We start from the raw sequence: 20,826 nt of genomic DNA, 5'->3' as shown, positions 1-20,826 counted from the left end.
TCGCCAGCTCCGTGCACAGCGTTGAGCAAGGGGGGTCACAGGGTTACCGTGCGCCGCACCATCCGACGCAGGGGGCACACCTATGACCGCACCGTCGCGACGTTCCGTCCTCGGCACCGCCGGCGCCATCGGCCTGGGAGCCGCCGCAGGGTTCCCCGTCACGGCTCACGCCGCCGAGGGCCCTGCCTTCGATACGGCTCCCGTACGCTCCGCACTCAACAGACTGCTCCCGGGTCACTCGGACCAGTTCCGTCTCAGGTTCCTCTCCCCGCAGGACGGCGGCGACCGGTTCCGGGTGACGGGCACGCGGGGGAGCCTCGAAGTGGCCGGCACGACACCGGCCGTGATGCTCGCGGGGGTTCACTGGTATCTCAAGTACGTCTGCGGGGCGCACATCGCGTGGAACGGCAGCCAGCTCGACCTGCCGAAGACCCTGCCGGCGCCCCCGCGCCCGCTGGAGAGATCGACCGCGCTCCCCCACCGGTTCGCCCTCAACGACACGAACGACGGCTACACCGCGCCGTACGCGGACTGGCCGTACTGGGAGCGGATGATCGACGTCCTCGCGCTGCACGGGTGCAACGAGGTCCTCGTCATCGCGGGCACGGAGGCCGTGTACGAGCGCGTCCTGAAGGACTTCGGGTACAGCGACGCGGAGTCGCGCGCCTGGCTGCCGGCGCCCACGCACCAGCCGTGGTGGCTCCTGCAGAACCTGTCGGGGTACGGCGGACCGCTGTCGCCCGAACTCATCGCGAAGCGCGTCGAACTGGGCCGCAGGATCACGGACAGGCTGCGCGAGCTCGGCATGTCGCCCGTGTTCCCCGGCTACTACGGGCACGTCCCCCACGGCTTCGTGGAGCGCAACGGCGGCGACGCGCACATCGTTCCGCAGGGCACCTGGCACGGCTTCGACCGGCCCGACTGGCTCGACCCGCGCACTCAGTCCTTCGCCGACGTCGCCGCCTCCTTCTACGGACATCAGCGGGACCTGTTCGGCGCGGCCGGGCACTTCAAGATGGACCTGCTGCACGAGGGCGGCACGGCCGGTGACGTGCCCGTGCCGGACGCGGCGCGCGGCGTCGAGAAGGCCCTGCAGAAGGCGCACCCGGGAGCCACGTGGGTGATTCTCGGCTGGGAGGCCAACCCGCTGCCCGCGCTCATCGACGCGATCGACAAGAAGCGCATGCTGATCGTCGACGGCGTCTCCGACCGCTTCACGACCGTCACCGACCGCGAGAAGGACTGGGGCGGCACGCCCTACGCCTTCGGCACGATCCCGAACTTCGGCGGGCGGACCACCATCGGCGCCCGCGCGCACATCTGGAACGAGAAGTTCTTCGCGTGGCGCGACAAGCCGGGCAGCGCGCTCGCCGGCACGGCCTTCATGCCGGAGGGCACCGACCGCGACCCGGCCGCCTTCGAGCTGTTCTCCGAACTCGCCTGGACCGAGGGCAAGGTGGACCGGGCGGCCTGGTTCTCCGGGTACGCCGATTTCCGTTACGGAGCCCGGGACGCGGACGCTCGGGCCGCCTGGCGCGCCCTGCACGACACCGCGTACCAGCACACGGCGGTGGAGCGCAGCGACGCGCACGACTCGCTGTTCTGTGCCCGTCCCGACCTGGCCGCGAACCGGGCCGCCGAGTACGCGCCCCGCGCCCTGGCCTACGACCCGGGCCGCTTCGACGCGGCCCTGAGCGGGCTGCTCGGTGTGGCCGGCGGACTGCGGAGCTCCGCCGCGTACAAGTACGACCTGGTGGACGTGGCGCGGCAGGCGCTCGCACACCGCTCGCGCCAGCTCCTGCCGCAGCTGCGGGCCGCGTACGCGAGGAAGGACCGGGACGCCTTCCGGCGCCTGGCGACGCTGTGGCTGAAGCTGATGCGGCTGTCCGACGACGTGACGGGAACGCATCCGGCGTTCCTGCTCGGGCCGTGGATCGACGACGCGCGGCGGCTCGCGACGAGCGACGCCGAGCGCGCCGAGTTCGAGCGCACGGCGAAGGTGCTCATCACGGTGTGGGGCGACCGCGCCACGTCCGACCCGGGAAGCCTGCACGAGTACGCCAACCGCGAGTGGCACGGCCTGATGTCCGACTTCTACGTGCCGCGCTGGCAGAAGTGGCTGAACGCCCTGGAGGACGCGCTGGCCACGGGGTCGGCGCCCGCGGCCGTCGACTGGTTCGCGTTCGAGGAGCCGTGGACCGTGGAGCGCAAGGACTATCCGCTGCGGCCCATCGGGGACGCGTACAAGACGGCCACGCGCGTACGTGACGTGCTCGCGCGGGCGCCCTACCAGGGCTCGCTGACCGTCACCGCCCAGCCGACGGTGTTCCCTCCCGGCGGGCACGCGCGCGTGGAGGCCGCTTTCCGCAACGTCAACGGGCTGCGGGCAACCGGGCGCGTGGACTTCACGCTGTCCGGCATCGATGCCGCGCCCGAGGGCTCCACGTCCCTGGCGAGCGTCGCGCCCGCGGGCACGGGCACGGTCCGCTGGCAGGCGAGTGCTCCCGGCACGCCCCTGGACCGGCCACTGCGCCCGCTGCCGTACGAGCTCACCGTGCGGTACGGGCCACAGGGTGAGGACCGGGTGACGTCGGTCCACGCGGGGACGCTCTTCGAGGCCGGGCCGCTCGACGGCGCCTGGCGGACCGTCACCGGCAATGCCGCCGTCTTCGGGCAGTTGGGCGACCGGTACGCGATCGACGGGGCGGGCGCCGACCTGTGGAAGGGAACCACGGAGTTCGGCTCGGCGTACCGCGAGGGCGCCTTCACGGACGGGTCCTCGGTTGAGGTCACGGTGACCGCGCAGGCCGCCACGGGCCCGTGGGCGCGGGCCGGCCTCATCGTCCGCAACTCCCTGGCGACGCCCGGCTCCCCGGGCTTCCTGAACCTCTCCGCGACGCCGTCCAACGGGGTCGTGCTGTCGTACGACACGAACGGGGACGGCACGCTCGACACGTACCGGCGCATCACCGGGATCAAGGCGCCGGTCACGCTCAGGCTGACCCGGTCCGGCGGCTCGTACACGGGTGAGTGCTCGACGGACGACGGGGCGACCTGGCGGACCGTCGCGACCGTGGCGGTGCCGGGGGCGGCGACGACGCAGGACGTGGGGCTGTTCATGACGGCGACGAACGGCGGCGGTGGGGCGCGCGGCACCGTGGAGTTCGGGGGCTGGCAGCTCGGGTAGCAGCGGGCCCTGGGCCAGAATGGGCGGGACATAAGCCGTGAATCCGGTCACGGCTGTGACATCTGGAGTCCCGCCGATGCCCCCGATCCCCGCCACCACCGTCGCCAACCTCCGTGACCTCGGCGGGATCCCGCTGCCCGGCGGACGCACCGTACGCCCGGGCCTCGCCCTGCGGTCCGGGCAGCTCGACCGGCTCGACCCCGCGAACGATCCGGCGTTCACCGCGCTCGGCATCCGCACGATCGTCGACTTCCGCACCAACGGCGAGCGCGCCTCCTACCCCGACCACGTCCCCGACGGCGTCCAGGTCCTGGTCGCGGACGCGCTCGCCGACAAGATCGCCCAGACCGGGGCCGCGCCCGCCGCCGCGCAGCTCAAGCATGTCCTGTCCGACCCGGCGCTCGCCGACGAGAAGCTCGGCGGCGGGCGCGCCGAGTCGCTCTTCGCCGACACCTACCGCGCCCTCGTCTCCACGAAGTCCGCGCGGGCCGCCTACCGCACGCTCCTGACCGAACTGGCCGACCCCGACGCGGGCCCGCTGCTCTTCCACTGCACCGCGGGCAAGGACCGCACCGGCTGGGCCGCGACGGTCGTTCTGACGCTCCTCGGCGCGGACCAGGCGGCCCTGGAGACGGAGTACCTGTCGGTCAACTCGGCGGTACGGGAGGCCTTCGCGCCGCTCGTCGAGGGGTTCACCGCGCAGGGCGGCGACCCGGAGATCGCGCTCGCGCTGATCGGCGTACGGGCGTCGTACCTGCACGCCGCGCAGGACGAGGTGGCGGTGCAGTACGGGGACTTCGAGACGTACGTGCGCGAGGGGCTCGAGGTGCCGGACGAGGCGGTGGAGCGGATCCGGAAGCGGCTGACGGCCGGGTGACGCGGGGGGCGAGGGCTCGGGGCGCGGGTGGCATGGGACCCCGGGGACGCGTGGTCTCGGCGAAACCCCTGTGCCGCGTGGGCACATCCGTGCCAAGGTGACCCGATGAGCAGCGAAGACTGGGAAGTACGCCTGACCGCGGCGTGGGCGAGCATCGACGACTACGACGAGTCCACCGCGGGCGACTTCCGCGCCGTCATCGACGACCTCGTCGCCGAACTGCCGGACGGCAGCCCGGTCGGCCCGTTCGAGCGCGGCAGCGCCTTCGACTCGACCGGCCACTCGGACCGGGCCGTGCCGCTGTACCAGGAGGCCCTGAAGCTCGGCCTGTCCGGCTACCGGGGCCGCCGCGCGAAGATCCAGCTCTCCAGCTCCCTGCGCAACATCGGCCGACCCGAGGAAGGCGTGGCCCTTCTCACGCCCGAACTCGACGCGCCCTCCGACGAGTTGGACGACGCCGTGCGCGCCACGCTGGCGTTGTGCCTGTCCAGCCTGGGCCGGGACCGCGAGGGCCTGTCGCTGGCCCTCGGCGCGCTGGCGCCCCATCTGCCCCGATACCAGAGGTCGATGGCGAATTACGCCCGCCTGCTGGTCGAAGCGGAGCCGGAGCCGGTGTGACACCGTGAAGTGACCATCTGACGATTCGCTCGTTCAGCTGAACGTGCAGTCGAAGGTGCAGTCACAGGATGTCGTCCCCCGTCCCGGTCCGGTCGTCGACGTGGAGCAGGCCGAGGCCGCTCTCGTCGAGCACTACCCGCGGCTCGTCCGGCTCGCCTACCTGGTGCTCCCGCCCAGCCTCGGCCGCAACCGCCGGGTGCTCACGGCGCACTCCCTGACCCAGCGCGCCCTGCCGCGCGCCCGTGCCTCGGCCGACGCGGCGGCCGTCCCGGCGCCCCGCACCGCCGAGGGGCGCAACGGCGATCCGGGCTACGGCTTCGTACGGCTCCGGGTCCTGCGCACCGCGCTCGACGCCGGCCGCCCGCTGCGGCGCAGGGCCTGGCCCCGGCGCTCCCAACTGCCTCCGCTGCTTCCCCAGGTGTGGGGTCTGCGGCTCTTCCCGCGCTCGGGCGGGGCCGATGAACTGGCCCTGGACCAGGGGCTGTCCGCGCTCAGCGGCCCCGGCCGCGCCGCGTTCGTCCTGCGCGGCCTCGAACGGCTCGACGACAGCGCCGTACGGAACATGCTGGGCGCGGCCGGTGCCGAGGACCCGGACGCGGCGCTCGCCGAGGCGGACGGCGTGACCATGCCGGCGGGGAAGGACGCGCTCGCGCTCCTGGAGTCGACGGAGTTCGACCCGTGCTCGCTCCAGGCCAGGCCGCCGGACCTCATGCGGCGCAGGCAGCATGTGAAGGCCGTGATCGCGGCAGCCGCGGCGACGCTGGTGTGCGGGGCGCTGCTCGGCCTGCCGGGCGGCGGCTGGGGCCCCGAGGGGGCCGCGGCGCCCGCGTACGCGCAGAACCCGGCGGGCCTGGCCGCCCTGGATCCCGGCAAGTTGACGAGGGTCCCGCCCACGGCGTGGCAGACGTCGGCCCGTACGGACTTCTCGGTGTGGCCCGCGCGCGGCACCCTGACCGCCGACCGGCCGCTGCTGCGGCGCGCCCTCGCGGTCTGGGCGCGGCCGGGCGGCTCCGTCCAGGTCTCCGCGACACCGGGCACCCAGGCCGGCGCCCCGCCCGGACCCCCGCAGCTGCTGTACGCGGGCGAGGTCGACCAGGCCCGGATCGTGCTGTTCTACGACGGTCTTCGCATCGTGCGGTACGCGGAGCCGAAGGACGGCACGAGCGGCGCCGCGCTCGACTTCGCACGGGCGGACGGCGCCACGGGCCCGGAGGCCGGCGCCCTGGTCGTGGACCGGGCCGACGGCAACGTCCGCTATCTGACCGCACCCTGGGTGCGGAGCGCCGCCGTGCGGAACCTGCTGAGTCCGTCGGCGGCGCCGATGCCGCTCGACCGCGCCCCCGACGGCGTGACGGCCCCGTTCGCCAGCCCCGCGCTCGCCCGCGACTGCGCGTCGTGGAACGCGCTCGCCCTGCGGGACGACGCGGGCACCCGCCTCTCCACCGACCTCGGCGAGCTCGTGCCCGCGCATCTCACGGCGGGCCGCCCCGGCGCGCCGCGCGAGGCGGTCGCGGCCGACTGGCAGCACTCGGCGTGCTCTCTCACCTCCGTACGCTCGCACGGCGTGCGCACCGTCAACTCCTGGGCGTACGCGCGCCAGCGGCTCCCCGAGGGCAGCGGCGCGGCGGACTGGGCGTGCGCGCGGGCCGACACCTGGCGGGGCGGCGGAGCGCGGACGCTGGCCCTGTTCACGGCGCCCGGCGGGACGACGGCGGCGGTCGCCGCGAAGTCGGAGGGGACCCCGGCCTGCGGCAGCCGGGACCCGCTGGTCCTCGCGGGCGTGCTGTGGAAGTCGCGGGGCGGCACCTGGTACGTGGTGGCCGCCGCGAGCAAGCAGGTCACGTCGATCGCGTCGTCGGGCGGCGCCCGCGCCACGGACAACGTCCTCGCCGCGCCCACCCGGCAGGGGGCCAGGACGAAGCTGACCGGCCGCACGGCGACGGGCCGCGAGGTGGGCGCCCTGCGCTGAACCCCCGGCGCCCCAGCGGACACCCCTTGCTGACACCTCCGTAAAGAAATCGGTGCACGAGGGGTGTACCCGCCCCCTACCCGTCAGTACATTGACGCCATGTCTAATACGCAGAGCCGGGCACCGCGGCCCGTCGCTGACGAGCGCGTCGCGCTCAAGGCACGCAGGGTCTCCTTCTCCTGGGACAGGACCCCGCTGCACTGGATCCCGGACGACCCGTTCACCACGCACACGATCAACGTGCTGCATCTCCTGCTGCCCGCCGGAGAGCGCTGGTTCGTGCACGTCTACAAGCAGGTCCTGCCGTACATCCGCGACGACCGGCTCCGCGAGGACGTGATCGGGTTCATCGGCCAGGAGGCCATGCACTCGCAGGCCCACGACGAGGTGCTGCCGCACCTCAAGGAGCAGGGTCTCGACCCGACCCCGTACACCGCGCAGGTCGACTGGTTCTTCGAGAAGCTGCTCGGTGACCGGACGCTGCCGCCGGGGCGGGCGCGCGAGTGGTGGCTGATGGAGCGGGTCGCGCTCATCGCCGCGATCGAGCACTACACGGCGTTCCTCGGCGACTGGGTGCTCAACGCGGACGAGCTGGACCGCAAGGGCGCGGACCCCACGATGCTGGACCTGCTGCGCTGGCACGGCGCGGAGGAGGTCGAGCACCGCTCGGTCGCCTTCGAGCTGTTCGAGCACGTCGACGGCGGCTACCGGCGCCGGGTGCGGACCTGGGCGCTCGCGTTCTCGGCTCTGATGTTCCTGTGGCAGCGAGGGGCGCGCTTCTTCATGGAGAACGACCCGACGGTGCTCGACGGCAAGGCGTCGTTCAAGGAGTTCTACCAGGGCGGGAAGCGGGGCGTCCTGCCCTCCACGGCCGCCATGGTGAAGTCCATCCCGCGCTATCTCAGCCGCTCCTACCACCCCTCCCAGGAGGGCAGCACCGCGCAGGCGGTCGCCTATCTGGCCACCTCCCCCGCCGCGACGGCGGCGGAAGCCCGGACCTCGAACGGAGCCGTCTGACCATGCCCCGCCTCCGCACCCCACGGCTGCGTACCGTCCTGCTCGTCACCGGCTCCGCCCTGCTCGCGCGCCGCGCCCTGCGCCGCCGCATCCAGGCGTCCCCCCTGTGGCCGATGCCCGCGCTCGACGAGCCGATCTCGGGCCGTCCGCGCGCGCGTGCTCTGCGGCTCCTCGTCACGCGGCACGAGTCCGTCGCCGACGGTGTCGTCCAACTGCGCCTCGAGGGGCAGGACCTGCCCGCCTGGGAGCCGGGCGCGCATCTCGACCTCGTCCTGCCGTCGGGGCTGATCCGGCAGTACTCGCTGTGCGGCGACCCCGAGGACACCTCGTCGTACACCGTGGCGACGCGGCTCATCGAGGACGGCAGGGGCGGCTCGCGCGAGGTGCACGAGCAGCTGCAGGAGGGGTCGGAGGTCGAGGTGCGCGGCCCGCGCAACCGCTTCCCCCTCACCGCCGGCGCCCCGTCGTACGTGTTCGTCGCGGGCGGCATCGGCATCACGCCGGTCCTGCCGATGCTGCGGGCCCTCGAAGCCCGGGGCGCGGACTGGCGGCTGCTGTACGCGGGCCGCACGCGCGCGTCGATGCCGTTCCTGGAGGAGGCGGAGAAGCTCGGCGGCGAGCGGGGCAGGGTGCGCGTCGTCGCCGAGGACGAGGAGGGGCGCCCCGATCTGACGGGCCTGCTCGCGGAGTCGGCGCCGGACACCGCGGTCTACTGCTGTGGGCCGGAGGGGCTGATGGAGGCCGTGGCCGCGGCGCTTCCCGGCCACTGCGAGCTGCATCTCGAACGGTTCGCCCCGCACACGTCGGCCGACGGCAACGGGCCGTTCGAGGTCGAACTGCGGCGCACCGGCCGCACCGTCCCCGTACCGGCGGGCACTTCGGTGCTCGCGGCGGTGCGCGCCGAGGTGCCGAGTGTGTCGTACTCCTGCGAGCAGGGGTTCTGCGGGACGTGCCAACAGCGGGTCCTGGAGGGCGAGATCGACCACAGGGACGAGCTGCTCACGGACTCGGAGCGTGACGACTCGATGCTGATCTGTGTCTCCCGGGCGCGCGGGGAGCGGCTCGTGCTCGACCTGTGACCGGCTCGCGCGGACCGGCCCCGCACGGGGCCGGAATTGCTCGGTAGGGTGTTCGTATGACAACCGGGGTGCGCCGCAGGATGGGAGTCGAGGAGCGTCGGCAGCAGTTGATCGGGGTCGCACTCGAACTGTTCAGCCACCGCTCCCCCGACGACGTCTCCATCGACGAGATAGCCGCGGCCGCGGGCATTTCCCGGCCGCTGGTCTACCACTACTTCCCGGGCAAACTCAGCCTGTACGAGGCGGCGTTGACGCGCGCGGCAGACGATCTCGGGCAGCGCTTCGTGGAGCCGCAGGAGGGTCCGCTCGGAGCCCGGCTCGTCCGGGTCATGGGGCGGTTCTTCGACTTCGTGGACGAGCACGGGCCCGGCTTCTCGGCGCTGATGCGGGGCGGCCCCGCCGTCGGCTCGTCGACGACGAACGCGCTCATCGACTCGGTCCGGCAGGCCGCGTACGTCCAGATCCTCGCGCACCTCGGCGTCACCGACCCGCCGCCCCGCCTCGAGCTGGTGGTGCGCTCGTGGATCTCGCTCGCCGAGTCCACGGCGCTGATCTGGCTGGACGGGCGGTGCATCCCGCGCCGTGAGCTGGAGGCGCAGCTCGTGCACGACTTCGCGGCGCTCGCCGCGGTGAGCGCCGCGTACGACGAGGAGATGGCGGGGCTGCTGCGCCACATCCTGGCGGACGAGCCCGCCGACGGGACGTTCGGCGACCTCATCGCCCGGCTTGTCGCGCTCGCGCCCGCTCCCGCCCCTTCGGGATCCTGACTCCATGACGCCGCCACTCACGTTCCGCAGGGCAGCCGACGGACCCGACGACCTCGCCGCGCTCGTCGCCCTGTACGACGGGGCGGCGCGCTGGATGGTGGAGCAGGGCATCGACCAGTGGCAGCCCGGCGAGAAGACCGAGGACCACTTCCGCCTCCGGATCAAGGAGGGCGAGGTCTGGTTCGCCGCCGACGCGCTCTCCGAAGGGGCCGGCGCGTACGAGCTGTGGTGGGACGACGAGCCCGCGTGGGGTGCCCGGCCGCCCGAGGCCGGCTATGTGCACCGCCTCATGGTGCGGCGCGGCGCTCCGCCCGGTACGGGCCGCGCGCTGCTCGCGCACGCCGAGGAGCGGGTCGCCGCCGCGGGCCGTGACCTGTGCCGCCTGGACTGTGTGTCGACGAACCCCCGGCTGCGGGCCTACTACGAGCGCGCGGGCTACGCGGTGGTGGGCGAGCAGCCGTTCAAGTCGGGTGCGGGCGGCAGCAAGTACGCGGTGACGCTCATGGAGAAGCGGGTCGGCTGACGCGGACGCCCGGCACGGCAGGGCTCGTCACACCCCTGCCGTGCCGGGCGTCCGGCCTTCCTTCCGGTCAGCGCGTGAACACCGCCACCGTGCGCGCCGGAACCGTGAACGTTCCCGAACCGGCTTCGTACGAGGCCGACTTCACCGCGGAGTCGGCGCCCGCCGCCTGCACCGGATGCAGCCGGTACGAGGTGCCCGCCACCGCGCCGACGCGCTGCTCCTGCGTGCGCGGCGTGGCGTTGAAGACGACGACGAGGTCGCCGAGGCGCATGGTGATCACCCCGGGTGTCTCGTCCTTGCCGGAGAGCGGGAAGGACAGCTTCTCCTGCACCTGCCCGGCCGTGGCCAGGCCGAACGCCGGCTCCGTGGTGCGGATCTTCAGCAGGTCCCGGTACGCCGCCGATGTCCCTTCGATGTCCGCGCACTTCGCGGCGGGCACCGAGGTCAGCAGGGGTGTGGCGTAAGACCACTTGTCCTTGTTGTCGGCGGCCGGAGGCAGTCCGCGCCCGAAGCCGTTGCCGTCGCGGCAGTCCCAGTGGACGGCGTTGAACCAGTCGCCGCTGTCGAAGGAGTTGCGGTCGAGGGACTTGGACCGCAGCAGGTCGGTGCCCGCCTGGGAGAGCGCGGGGCCCTGGGAGAGTGCGGCCGTCGCGAGGGCGAGGACCTGCATGCGCGAGCGGTCCGCCGGGGAGGTGGAGGCGGGCAGTTTGTAGGTGAGCGCGTCGTAGAGGGACTCGTTGTCGTGGGCGTCGGCGTAGGCGAGTGCGTCGCCCGGCGCGTCGGCGTATCCGGCGGGTGCGCCGTTGTAGTCGACGTCCGCGCCCTTGACCGTGCGGCCGTCGCTGCCGGTGAAGGTGTAGGCGGCGAGGTTCCCCGTGAGGCCGACCTTGATCAGGTCCTGGTAGTGCAGGAGGCGGGCCTTCTGCTCGGCCTCGGTGCCGTTCGCCTTCGAGGAGTTGGGGTCGGTGTAGAGGCCGGAGGCGAAGCCCTGGACGCCGGGGTCGGCGTCGAAGGGGCTGCCGCCGCGCACGGCGTCACGAGCGCGGTCGGAGAAGGTGGCGATGCCGGTGCCCGCCATGTTCTTCTGTGTGGCCTGTACGAAGCGGGCGTCGTCGGCGACCTCGCCGAAGTTCCAGCCCTCCCCGTAGAGGATGATCTTCTTGCCGTCGACGCCGTCCTTCTCGACGGTGAGCGCGTCGAGGGCCTTCCTGACGGCGAGGATGTTGGCCTTGGGATGGTGTCCCATCAGGTCGAAGCGGAAGCCGTCGACCTTGTACTCCTTGGCCCAGGTGACGATCGAGTCGACGACGAGCTTGCCCATCATCGCGTTCTCCGGGGCGGTGTTCGCGCAGCACGTGGAGGTGGCGACGGAGCCGTCGGCCAGCAGGCGCTGGTAGTAGCCGGGCACGATGCGGTCGAGCACCGACGTCTTCGCCTGGCCGCTCGCGGCGGTGTGGTTGTAGACGACGTCCATGACGACGCGCAGCCCGTCCGCGTTCAGGGACCTGACCATCTGGCGGAACTCGACGGTGCGTGCGGTGCCGTCCGGGTCACTGGCGTAGGAGCCTTCGGGGACGGTGTAGTGGTACGGGTCGTAGCCCCAGTTGTAGGCGTCCTTGGCGGCGCTCTTGCCGACGCACTCCTGCTGCCGATCCGAGGCGGCACCGAAGGAGTTCAAGTCACAGTCCGGAGTGGCCTGTTCGGACTTCCTCTCGGGGATCGTGGCGATGTCGAACGCGGGCAGGAGATGCACGTACGAGGTGCCGGCCTTCGCCAGTTCGCGCAGGTGCTCGCTGCCCTTGCTGTCCTTGTCGGTGAAGGCGAGGTAGGTGCCGGGGTGCTTCGCGGTGCGGTCCTCGACGGAGAAGTCGCGGATGTGGAGCTCCTGGATCTGCGCGTCGCGCAGCGGCACGGCCTTCGGCTTCTTCAGGGCCGACCAGCCGGACGGGGCGAGGTTCCTCGCGTCCAGGTCGACGACGAGGCTGCGCTCCGAGTCGGCGGTGAGGGCGGTGGAGTACGGGTCGGTGACCTTGTTCGTGACGACCTTCTGGACGCTGGGCGCCCACACCTTCACGGCGTAGCGGTACTGCTTGCCCTGCCAGGAGCGCGGGCCCTTCACCGACCAGACGCCGGTCGCGCCGTCGCGTCGCATGGCGACAGTGTGTCCGTCGAGGTCGAGGGCCACGGACTGGGCGGTGGGCGCCCAGACGGACAGGGTGACACTGTTCTTGGTGAAGACGGGTCCGAGTGATGCCTTGCCGGCCTTCTGCGCGTACAGGTCGTCGAGCACTCCCGCTGTCTGTACGCCCGTCGCCGTGACGAGCGCGCCGTTGGCGATGCGCCGGGTGAGGATCAGCTGGCTCTCGAGGGCGTCGCCGACCCGGTCGCGGTCGCGGGGGTCGACGGTGTAGGCGTCGTACTTCTTCAGCTGGGGGAAGCGGGCGAGCTGGGCGTCGGTGAGCCCGCCGGCGGCCTTGTTCAGCCGCAGCCACTGCCCCTCGCCGCTGAGCACTCCGTCCTTGACGGTGATGCCGCCGTCGCGGTCGTACACGAGCTGGGCGGACAGGGCCGCCGTACCGTCAGCGGGCAGGGCGACCGTGTCGCGGTCGATCCACTGCGCCTCGGACTTCGCGAGGTCGAGGTCGGGCGCTCCGCCGGTCTGCGGCAGGACCGGACGGGGCTGTCCGGCGAGCAGCCACACCTCGTTGCCGTCGGCGGCGAGGTCGAGGGACTGGTCGGTGGGCAGGTCCTTCTCGTCTCCCTTGTGGAGGATGTAGCTCAGCGAGGTCGCGCCGTCGGCGAGCGGCACCTCGAAGGTGACGCCGTAGGCGTCCTTCTTCACGGGTTCGAGGGGCTTGGACCAGTCGGTGGGGTTCTTGGCGCCGGTCCAGGTGTGCAGCCCCCAGCCGTCGTAGTCGCCGTCGGCACGCTGGTAGTGCAGGACCGCCTTGGTCTTGTCCTGCGGCGGGTAGGTGCCGTCGGGGGCAGTCGTGGCCTGGCCGTCCTTGCCCTGCTCGACCCAGACCTCACCGGTCGCGCCGAGGTCGATGGTGCGCTGCGGCCCGTCGGCGGCGCCGCTCCTCTCGACGGTGTACGTGAGGCTGCCGGAGCCGGCGTCCTTGTCGAGCTTCACCCAGGCGAAGGCGCCGTAGGCGTCCCGGCCGGTGAAGTCCCCCGTTCCGGCGGGCGACTTCAGCTGCCAGCCGTCGTAGTCGCCGTCGGTCCGCTTGTAGTGGACGACGGCGTAGGCGCGGTCGACGGCACTGGGCTTCGCGGGCGCGGGTGCCTGCCCCGCCGTCGACGCGGCGAGGTCACTGGCGGTGCGTCCTGCGCGGTCGACCACAACTGCCTTGTACCGCAGGGGTGTTCCGGCGGCCACCGTGCCGGGGATGTGCTGGGTGATCCGGTACGGCGCGTGGTCGACGGAGCCGAGGGTGCGCCAGGCGCCGTTGCCGGTCTGGGCGGCGAAGACCACGCGGCCCAGCTGCCCGCCGTCCGTGTCGGCCTGGAGGGTCACGGTGCCGGTGGCCCCGGCGGCGGGCGCGTGGAGGGTGACCGAGGGCTTGGCGGCGGGGGCGGACAGCGGCTTGGCGGCCTTGTAGACGACGGCGGAACCGGCGGGAACGGTGACGGTGACGTCCTTGCCGGAGCCGCTGGTCAGGGGCTTGTCGGCGCCGTAGACGCCGTCGAAGCGGGTGCCGGCCGAGCCGGTCGCGAAGGTGGCGTCCTGGGCCTCGGCGGCATTGTTCAGGGCGACGACGTACTCGGTGCCGGTCTTCGGGTCCGTGCGCGAGAAGGCGTACACGGAGCCCTTGGCGTAGCGCTCGGTCTGGACGCCGTCGGCCAGGGCCGGGTTGTCCCTGCGGAGCTTTCCGAGAGCCGCGATCTCCTTGTAGAGCGGTGCGCTCGTGTCGTAGGAGTCCTCGGCATGGGTGCGGTTCGTGCCCAGTTCGTCGTCGTCGAGGTAGTCGTCGACCTTGGAGGCGAACATGGTCTGCCGGGCGTCCTTGTCACCGCCGGAGCCGGTGAAGCCCTGCTCGTCGCCGTAGTAGACGACGGGGTTGCCGCGCGACAGGAACATCACGGCGTTGGCGAGCCGGTCGCGGCGCACGAGGTCGGCGTCGGACGCCTTCGGGTCGTCGGCCTTGAGGAAGGAGCCGATGCGGCCCATGTCGTGGTTGCCGAGGAACGTGACCTGCTCGTACGCGTTCGCCCTGCCGGAGGCGTACTTGTAGTCGTCGGCGAAGACCTTGGCGAGCCGGTCGGCGGAGGCGCCCTGGGAGGCGTAGGCGCGGGCCGCGTCCTGGAAGGGGAAGTCGAGGGTCGCGTCGAGGCGGCCGCGGGTGACGTACGGGGACGTGACGTCGGTGTCGGCGGAGTACACCTCGCCGAACATGAAGAAGTCGGGCCTGCCGTGCTTCTTCGCGTACGCGTCGAGCGCGGTGGCCCACTGGGTCCAGAAGTCCAGGTCGACGTGTTTGACGGTGTCGATGCGGAACCCGTCGATGTCGAAGTCCCGCACCCACCGCTCGTAGATCTTCTCCATGCCGGAGACGACCTCGGGCCGCTCGGTCCACAGGTCGTCGAGCCCGCCGAAGTCACCGTACTCGGCGCTCTCCCCGGCGAAGGTGGAGTCGCCCCGGTTGTGGTACATCGCCGGGTCGTTGAGCCAGGCCGGCACCTTCTGCCCGGTGTTCTTCGGGGTGTACGGGAACGAGTCCGCGTCGACCTTGCGCACGCCGTCCCGGTCGTCGAAGGGGCGGCCCTGCGTGTCGAGATAGGGGTAGGCGCCCTTGGGGCGGTAGCCGTACTCCTTCTCGGCGTAGTCGACGGTGTCGGCGGTGTGGTTGGTGATGACGTCGAAGAAGACCTTCATGCCCTTGGCGTGCGCGCGGGCGATCAGCTTCGTGAGGTCCGCGTTGGTGCCGAAGTGCGGGTCGACCTGCGTGAAGTCGGTGATCCAGTAGCCGTGGTACCCGGCGGAGGCGTCCTTGCCCTCGCCCTGGACGGGCCGGTTCTTGAAGATCGGGGCGAGCCAGATGGAGGTGGTGCCGAGGCCCTTGATGTAGTCGAGCCGCTCGGTCAGGCCCTTGAGGTCGCCGCCCTGGTAGAAGCCCTTGTCCGTGGGGTCGTAGCCGGTGGCCGAGCGTGAACCGGTGAGCCCGCCGCGGTCGTTGGAGGTGTCGCCGTTCGCGAAGCGGTCCGGCATGACGAAGTAGAACTGCTCGCGGGTGAGGTCGTGCCGCGCGGGCGCGGCGGCGAGCCGGGCGTCGGACGGGGGCGCGGGCGCCCTCTCGGCGGCCGCCGCCAGGGGCAGGGCCGGGGCCAGGGCCGCGCACAGGGCGACGGCGAGGACGGCCGCTGTTCTTCGCGGCAGGGCGGGGCGTATCACGGGAACTCCTCGACGGGAGGGAGGCGGCGGGAGGGACACGGGGAGCGCGGGGGTGCGCGGACAGGGCCGCCCGGCGCGAGCGGGGAGGACGCGCCGGGCAGCCGGAACGGGGGTTACGGGGAAAGGGGCGGGGTCGGGAGCCGGGTCAGCAGCCGGACTTGCCGGCGTACAGGGCGAGAGCCGCGTTCGACCCGAGCGTCGCCGTGAACTGGCCCGAACTGTTCACGCTCACCGCCTTGTTGCTCTGCACATCGCAGTACGTGCCCGCGGCGAGCGACGTCTGGTAGGTGCGGGTGAGCGCGGCGGACTCGTGGTTGATCGCGACGTAGCCCTTGCTGCCGCGGCCGAAGGCGATGGCGTCGGCGCCGTTGTCCCACCAGTCGGTGACGGACTGGCCGCGGGTGGCGTTGCGGAAGGCGACCATGGACTGGATCTCGGGCCAGGCGTGCTGGCACTTCCAGCCGTCCTGCCAACAGGCGTTCACCGTGCCGCCGTTGGGCGGCCCGGCGTCCTTGTCGGTCCATTCGTAGCCGGAGTTGATGTCCGGCGATCCGTAGGGCCAGGCCAGCATGAAGACGTTCGCCAGGGTGTAGTCGGCGCCGTCCTTGTAGTTGAGGGTGTCGCCGCCGCGCTCGGTGTCGTGGTTGTCGACGAAGACGGCGGACTGGCCGGAGGCCATATAGCCCCAGCCCTCGCCGTAGTTCTTCAGATAGGCGAGGTTCTCGTTCTGGAAGACGCGCTTGAGGTCGCGGGCGTACCGGAACTCCTGGACGTCGCCGGTGCCGGTGTACTCACTGGGCGAGACGGCTTCACCGGCGCCGTAGATCGCCTCCTGCTTCCAGTAGGCGTTCGGGTTGCTGAGCCGCGACTTGATGTTGGCGAGGTCGGCGGCGGCGATGTGCTTGGCGGCGTCGATCCGGAACCCGTCGACGCCGAGCGAGAGGAGGTCGTTCATGTACGCGGCGATGCGGCCGCGCACGTACTCCTCGCCGGTGTCGAGGTCGGCGAGGCCGACGAGCTCGCACTCCTGGACGTTGAAGCGGTCCTGGTAGTTACTGATCTGCGCGGTGCAGTTGTCCATGTCGGCGGCCGAGTAGGTGCCGGGGTAGTCGTACTTGGAGTACGCGGAGCCGCCGGTGCCGGTGCCCGATCCGGCCGCCATGTGGTTGATCACGGTGTCCGTGACGACCTTGACGCCGGCCGCATGGCAGGTGTCGACCATGCTCTTGAAGGCAGTACGGTCCCCGAGCCTGCCCGCGATCTTGTAACTGACGGGCTGGTACGAGGTCCACCACTGGGAGCCCTGGATGTGCTCCTGGGGCGGCGAGACCTGGACGTATCCGTAGCCCGCGGGGCCGAGCCGGGCGGTGCACTCCTTCGCCACCGAGTCGAACCGCCACTCGAAGAGGACGGCGGTGACGTCCTTGGCGCCGGGCGGGGCCGCCTGGGCCGTCCCGGCGGATCCGGCGGCCCCTATGAGGGTGCCGGCCGCGAGGGCGAGAGCGGCCGCCCGCGATCTGATAGCCATGTTTCCTCCTGCACGTCGGTGTGCTGATGAGGTGTCCCTGCCAATTCGCAGGGGGCTGTGGGGGGTTGCTCTCCCCGGCCGCGCGGGGGCCGGGGAGAGCGGTTCAGAACGTCAGACCGTCCACCACACGGTCGTGTCGGCGGGGACCAGCGTGTGACCGTCACCGTTCTCGATGTCATCGTCGGCCGAGCTGGTGAGCAGGACCCGGCCCGACACGGTCATGCGCACCGCGGCGCCCGTCGTGTTCGCGACGCACACGAACGCCTCGCCGCCGTCGCCCGACTCCCGCCGGAAGGCGAGCACGCCCTCGGGCGCCTTCAGCCACTCGACACAGTCACCCGCGCCGAGCGCCGGGTGCGCGCGCCGCACGGCCAGCGCCGAGCGGTACATCTCCAGGGTCGAGCCGGGCACCCCGGTCTGCGCCTCCACGCTCAGCGCGCCCCAGCCCGCAGGCTGCGGCAGCCATGAGCCGCCCGCCCCGAAGCCGTACGAGGGCCCGTCGACGGTCCACGGGATCGGCACCCGGCATCCGTCGCGGAAGCCGTCCTGCCCGGCCGCGCGGAAGAACGAGGGGTCCTGGCGCACCTCGTCCGGCAGGTCGACGACGTCGGGCAGGCCGAGCTCCTCGCCCTGGTAGACGTACGCGGAGCCGGGCAGCGCCAGCATGAGCAGGGTCGCGGCGCGGGCGCGGCGCAGCCCGAGCGCCGGGTCACCGGCGACGCGCTGCTGGGTACCGAGGCCGGGCGGGTTGGCGTAGCGCGTGGTGTGCCGGGTGACGTCGTGGTTGGACAGGACCCAGGTGGCGGGGGCGCCGACGGGCCGCATCGAGTCGAGGGAGCGGTCGATGATGTCGCGCAGCTCTGTCGCGTCCCAATAGGAGGACAGGTACTGGAAATTGAAGGCCTGGTGCAGCTCGTCGGGGCGCACGTAGTTCGCGGTGCGCTCGACGGTCGGGGTCCACGCCTCGGCGACGAAGATGCGCTCGCCCGCGTACTCGTCGAGGATCAGGCGCCAGGCGCGGTAGACGTCGTGCACGCCGTCCTGGTCGAAGAACGGCATGACGTCGTTGCCGAGCAGCTTCAGCTGTTCGTGCGCGCCGAGGTCGGGCAGGCCCTCGGCCTTGACGAGGCCGTGCGCGACGTCGATGCGGAAGCCGTCGACGCCCATGTCGAGCCAGAACCGCAGGATGGAGCGGAACTCGTCGCCGACGGCGGGGTGTTCCCAGTTGAGGTCGGGCTGCTCGGGCGCGAAGAGGTGGAGGTACCACTCGCCGTCGGCGACGCGGGTCCAGGCGGGGCCGCCGAAGATGGACTCCCAGTCGTTGGGCGGCAGTTCACCGCTCGCGCCCTTGCCCGCCCGGAAGTGGTAGCGCTCGCGCAGCGGCGATCCGGGTCCTTCGGCGAGGGCCCGCTTGAACCACTCGTGCTGATCGGACGAGTGGTTGGGTACCAGGTCGACGATGACGCGCAGGTCAAGGCCGTGCGCGTCGCGGATCACGGCGTCCGCGTCGAGGAGGGAGCCGAACATGGGGTCCACGGCACGGTAGTCGGCGACGTCGTAGCCGGCGTCCGCCTGCGGGGACGCGTAGAACGGGCTGAGCCACACCGCGTCCACGCCGAGGTCTCTGAGGTGCGGGAGCCGGGCGCGGATGCCTTCGAGGTCGCCCATGCCGTCGGCGTTGCTGTCGGCGAAGCTGCGCGGATAGACCTGGTAGATCACCGCGTCGCGCCACCAGCCGGTGGACGCCTGCGCGGGAACGGAGGTCGAGGCGGAGGCCGCGCCGGCCTGCGCCGTGTCGGCAGTGTGCTGACTCATGGTGTCCTTGCTGCGTCAGGGGTTTGCGTGCGGGCGGGCGGAGCGGCGGGGCTCAGCCCTTGGTGCCGCCCGCCGTGAGGCCGGTGACCAGGTTCCTCTGGACAAGGTAGAAGAACGCGGACACCGGAATGGCGATCAACACCGCAGTCGCCGCCATGTAGTTCCACTGCGCGTCGTGCTCGCTGACGAAGCTGCGCAGGCCCACGGCGAAGGTGTACTTCTCGTCGTCGAGCATGAACGTGGAGGCGAAGGCGACCTCGCCGAACGCGGTGATGAAGCTGTAGAACGCGGCGACCGCGAGGCCCGGCTTGGCCAGCGGGACGATCAGCCGGGCGAAGGTGCCGAACGGCGAGAGCCCGTCGATGCGGCCGGCCTCGTCGATCTCGTACGGGATGGTGTCGAAGTAGCCCTTGAGGAGCCACGCGCAGTACGGCACCGCGGTCGAGCAGTACACGAGGATGAGGCCGCCGTACGTGTCGATCAGGCCGAGGTCGCCGAGGATCTCGTACATCGGCACGATCAGGACGGCGATCGGGAACGCCTGCGTGAGCAGCAGGACCCACATCAGCTTGCGGTGGCCGGGGAAGCGCATGCGCGAGACGGCGTAGCCGGTGGTGGCGGCGAACAGGACGCCGACGACCGTCGTGCCCAGGGACACGATCAGCGTGGACTGGAGCCACTTGAAGAAGTTGGTGTGCTCCAGGACGAACGAGTAGTTCGAGAAGGTCGCCTTGTCGAGGATGCGCCCGGGGTGGAGGTAGTCGTCCTTGTCCGGGCCGAGCGACAGATAGACCAGCCAGGCGATCGGGAACAGGGCTGTCAGGCTCGCGACGCTCAGCACGCCGTGCGACAGGAACGTCGCGAGGCGGCTGCGCTCGCCGCGCCGGCGCACGCGGCGCGGGCGGACGGTGTCGGTGACCGGCTGCGCGCCGGTTGCCGGGGTGTCGACGGTCGTGGTGCTCATGGGGGCGGCTCCTGCGGCGTCAGGCGAGCTGCTCATTGCGGTTCAGCCAGCGGTAGTAGAAGGACGTGAAGACGGCGAGGAGCGACAGGAGCAGCACGCCGTACGCGGCGGACTGGGCGTAGTCGCGCGGCTGCTGGCCGAAGCCCAGGTAGTAGGCCCAGGTGACGAGGATCTGGGCGTCGGGCGCGGTGTTGCCGAACAGCAGGAAGATGACGTTGAACTGGTTGAACGTCCAGATGACGCCGAGCAGTACGACGGTGGAGCTGACCGACCGCAGGCCGGGCAGTGTGACGTTCCAGAAGCGCTGCCAGGGGCTCGCGCCGTCCATCTCCGCGGCCTCGTAGAGCACCGGGTCGATCGACTGGAGGCCGCCGAGCAGCGACACCATCATGAACGGCACGCCGCACCAGGTGTTGACCAGGATGGCGGCCGAGCGCTGGAAGAAGGTGTCCTCCAGCCACTGCGGCTGCGGCAGATGCAGCGAGCCGAGCACGGAGTTGATGATCCCGGAGTCGGACAGCATGATCCGCCACGAGAACACGGTGACGAACGTCGGTACGGCCCACGGCAGGATGAGCAGCAGCCGGTAGAAGGTGCGCCCGCGCATCTTCTGGTTGAGCAGCATCGCGAGGCCGAGCCCGATGACGTAGTGCAGGGCGACGCAGAGCGCCGTCCACACGATCGTCCAGATGAAGTGCGACCAGAAGCGGTCGTAGGAGGTCGGGCCCCACAGGATGTCGGCGTAGTTGTCGAGCCCGATGAACTGGTACGTGGCGTCGATGTGGTTGACGCCGATCGTGCGCGCCGAGTTGAGGCTGTCGGCGTCGGTGAGCGTCAGGTAGAAGCCGCGTACCAGGGGATAGATCACGAGGACCCCGAGCACGACGACGACCGGCGCGATCATCGCGTACGCGTACCAGTGCTTCTGGTACGAGCGCCGCAGGCGCCCGAACGGGCCGGGGCGCGGCGCGCGGCCGCCGCGCGTCTTGGCGGCCGTGCTGTCGACGGCGACTGTCATGGTTCGGCACCTTCTGGGGATCGGCTGCTCAGTGCGTGCGGCGCGGCGCCGCCGGTTCCGCCCGCCCCCTCG

Annotated in this window: 13 protein-coding genes; 8 read left to right on the top strand and 5 right to left on the bottom strand. The window is 71.7% G+C overall.

Annotated features, from left to right (window positions below; genetic code table 11):
- Positions 1-82 precede the first annotated feature (82 nt).
- The 8 genes from OG574_RS32355 (at position 83) to OG574_RS32320 (ending at position 10,037) form a co-directional block, all read left to right on the top strand.
- Complete coding sequence (locus tag OG574_RS32355; RefSeq protein WP_326776093.1) at positions 83-3,187, top strand: alpha-N-acetylglucosaminidase; 3,105 nt, start codon at positions 83-85, stop codon at positions 3,185-3,187.
- A gap of 76 nt (positions 3,188-3,263) precedes the next feature.
- On the top strand, positions 3,264-4,064 hold the full coding sequence (locus OG574_RS32350; protein ID WP_326776092.1) for a tyrosine-protein phosphatase: 801 nt from the start codon (positions 3,264-3,266) through the stop codon (positions 4,062-4,064).
- A 105-nt stretch (positions 4,065-4,169) separates the two neighbouring features.
- Positions 4,170-4,682: a tetratricopeptide repeat protein gene (locus tag OG574_RS32345; RefSeq protein WP_326776091.1), complete on the top strand. Its 513-nt coding sequence runs from the start codon at positions 4,170-4,172 to the stop codon at positions 4,680-4,682.
- Between the two features lie 55 nt (positions 4,683-4,737).
- On the top strand, positions 4,738-6,651 hold the full coding sequence (locus tag OG574_RS32340) for a hypothetical protein (RefSeq protein WP_326776090.1): 1,914 nt from the start codon (positions 4,738-4,740) through the stop codon (positions 6,649-6,651).
- Between the two features lie 99 nt (positions 6,652-6,750).
- A complete protein-coding gene (locus tag OG574_RS32335; protein WP_100592096.1) occupies positions 6,751-7,668 on the top strand; it encodes a metal-dependent hydrolase in 918 nt (305 codons plus the stop codon).
- 2 nt (positions 7,669-7,670) lie between these two features.
- Positions 7,671-8,747 carry a PDR/VanB family oxidoreductase gene (locus OG574_RS32330; protein WP_326776089.1) on the top strand — a complete coding sequence of 359 codons (1,077 nt, stop codon included), beginning with the start codon at positions 7,671-7,673 and terminating at the stop codon, positions 8,745-8,747.
- A gap of 56 nt (positions 8,748-8,803) precedes the next feature.
- Entirely contained in the window at positions 8,804-9,514 is a 711-nt protein-coding gene (locus tag OG574_RS32325; protein WP_326776088.1) for a TetR/AcrR family transcriptional regulator, read from the top strand.
- A 4-nt stretch (positions 9,515-9,518) separates the two neighbouring features.
- Positions 9,519-10,037: a GNAT family N-acetyltransferase gene (locus OG574_RS32320; RefSeq protein ID WP_326776087.1), complete on the top strand. Its 519-nt coding sequence runs from the start codon at positions 9,519-9,521 to the stop codon at positions 10,035-10,037.
- A gap of 67 nt (positions 10,038-10,104) precedes the next feature.
- Here OG574_RS32320 and pulA read toward each other — a convergent pair whose 3' ends face one another.
- The 5 genes from pulA to OG574_RS32295 form a co-directional block, all read right to left on the bottom strand.
- Positions 10,105-15,429: a pullulanase-type alpha-1,6-glucosidase gene (pulA, locus tag OG574_RS32315; protein ID WP_326776086.1), complete on the bottom strand. Its 5,325-nt coding sequence runs from the start codon at positions 15,427-15,429 to the stop codon at positions 10,105-10,107.
- Between the two features lie 145 nt (positions 15,430-15,574).
- The gene (locus OG574_RS32310; protein ID WP_326776085.1) at positions 15,575-16,957 is read right to left on the bottom strand and encodes an alpha-amylase; all 1,383 of its coding nucleotides are present in this window, start codon (positions 16,955-16,957) and stop codon (positions 15,575-15,577) included.
- Between the two features lie 111 nt (positions 16,958-17,068).
- A complete protein-coding gene (locus OG574_RS32305) occupies positions 17,069-18,772 on the bottom strand; it encodes a glycoside hydrolase family 13 protein (RefSeq protein ID WP_326776084.1) in 1,704 nt (567 codons plus the stop codon).
- 52 nt (positions 18,773-18,824) lie between these two features.
- Positions 18,825-19,736, bottom strand: a complete 912-nt coding sequence (locus tag OG574_RS32300) for a sugar ABC transporter permease (RefSeq protein ID WP_100592089.1) — start codon at positions 19,734-19,736, stop codon at positions 18,825-18,827.
- 19 nt (positions 19,737-19,755) lie between these two features.
- Positions 19,756-20,754 (bottom strand): carbohydrate ABC transporter permease, encoded by a 999-nt coding sequence (locus tag OG574_RS32295; protein ID WP_326776083.1) that lies wholly within the window; start codon positions 20,752-20,754, stop codon positions 19,756-19,758.
- Positions 20,755-20,826 lie beyond the last annotated feature (72 nt).

This window comes from Streptomyces sp. NBC_01445 (assembly GCF_035918235.1).
Taxonomy (GTDB): Bacteria; Actinomycetota; Actinomycetes; order Streptomycetales; family Streptomycetaceae; genus Streptomyces.
Note: the sequence above shows the minus strand (reverse complement) of the source record. Positions and strands in the feature narration are given on the sequence as shown.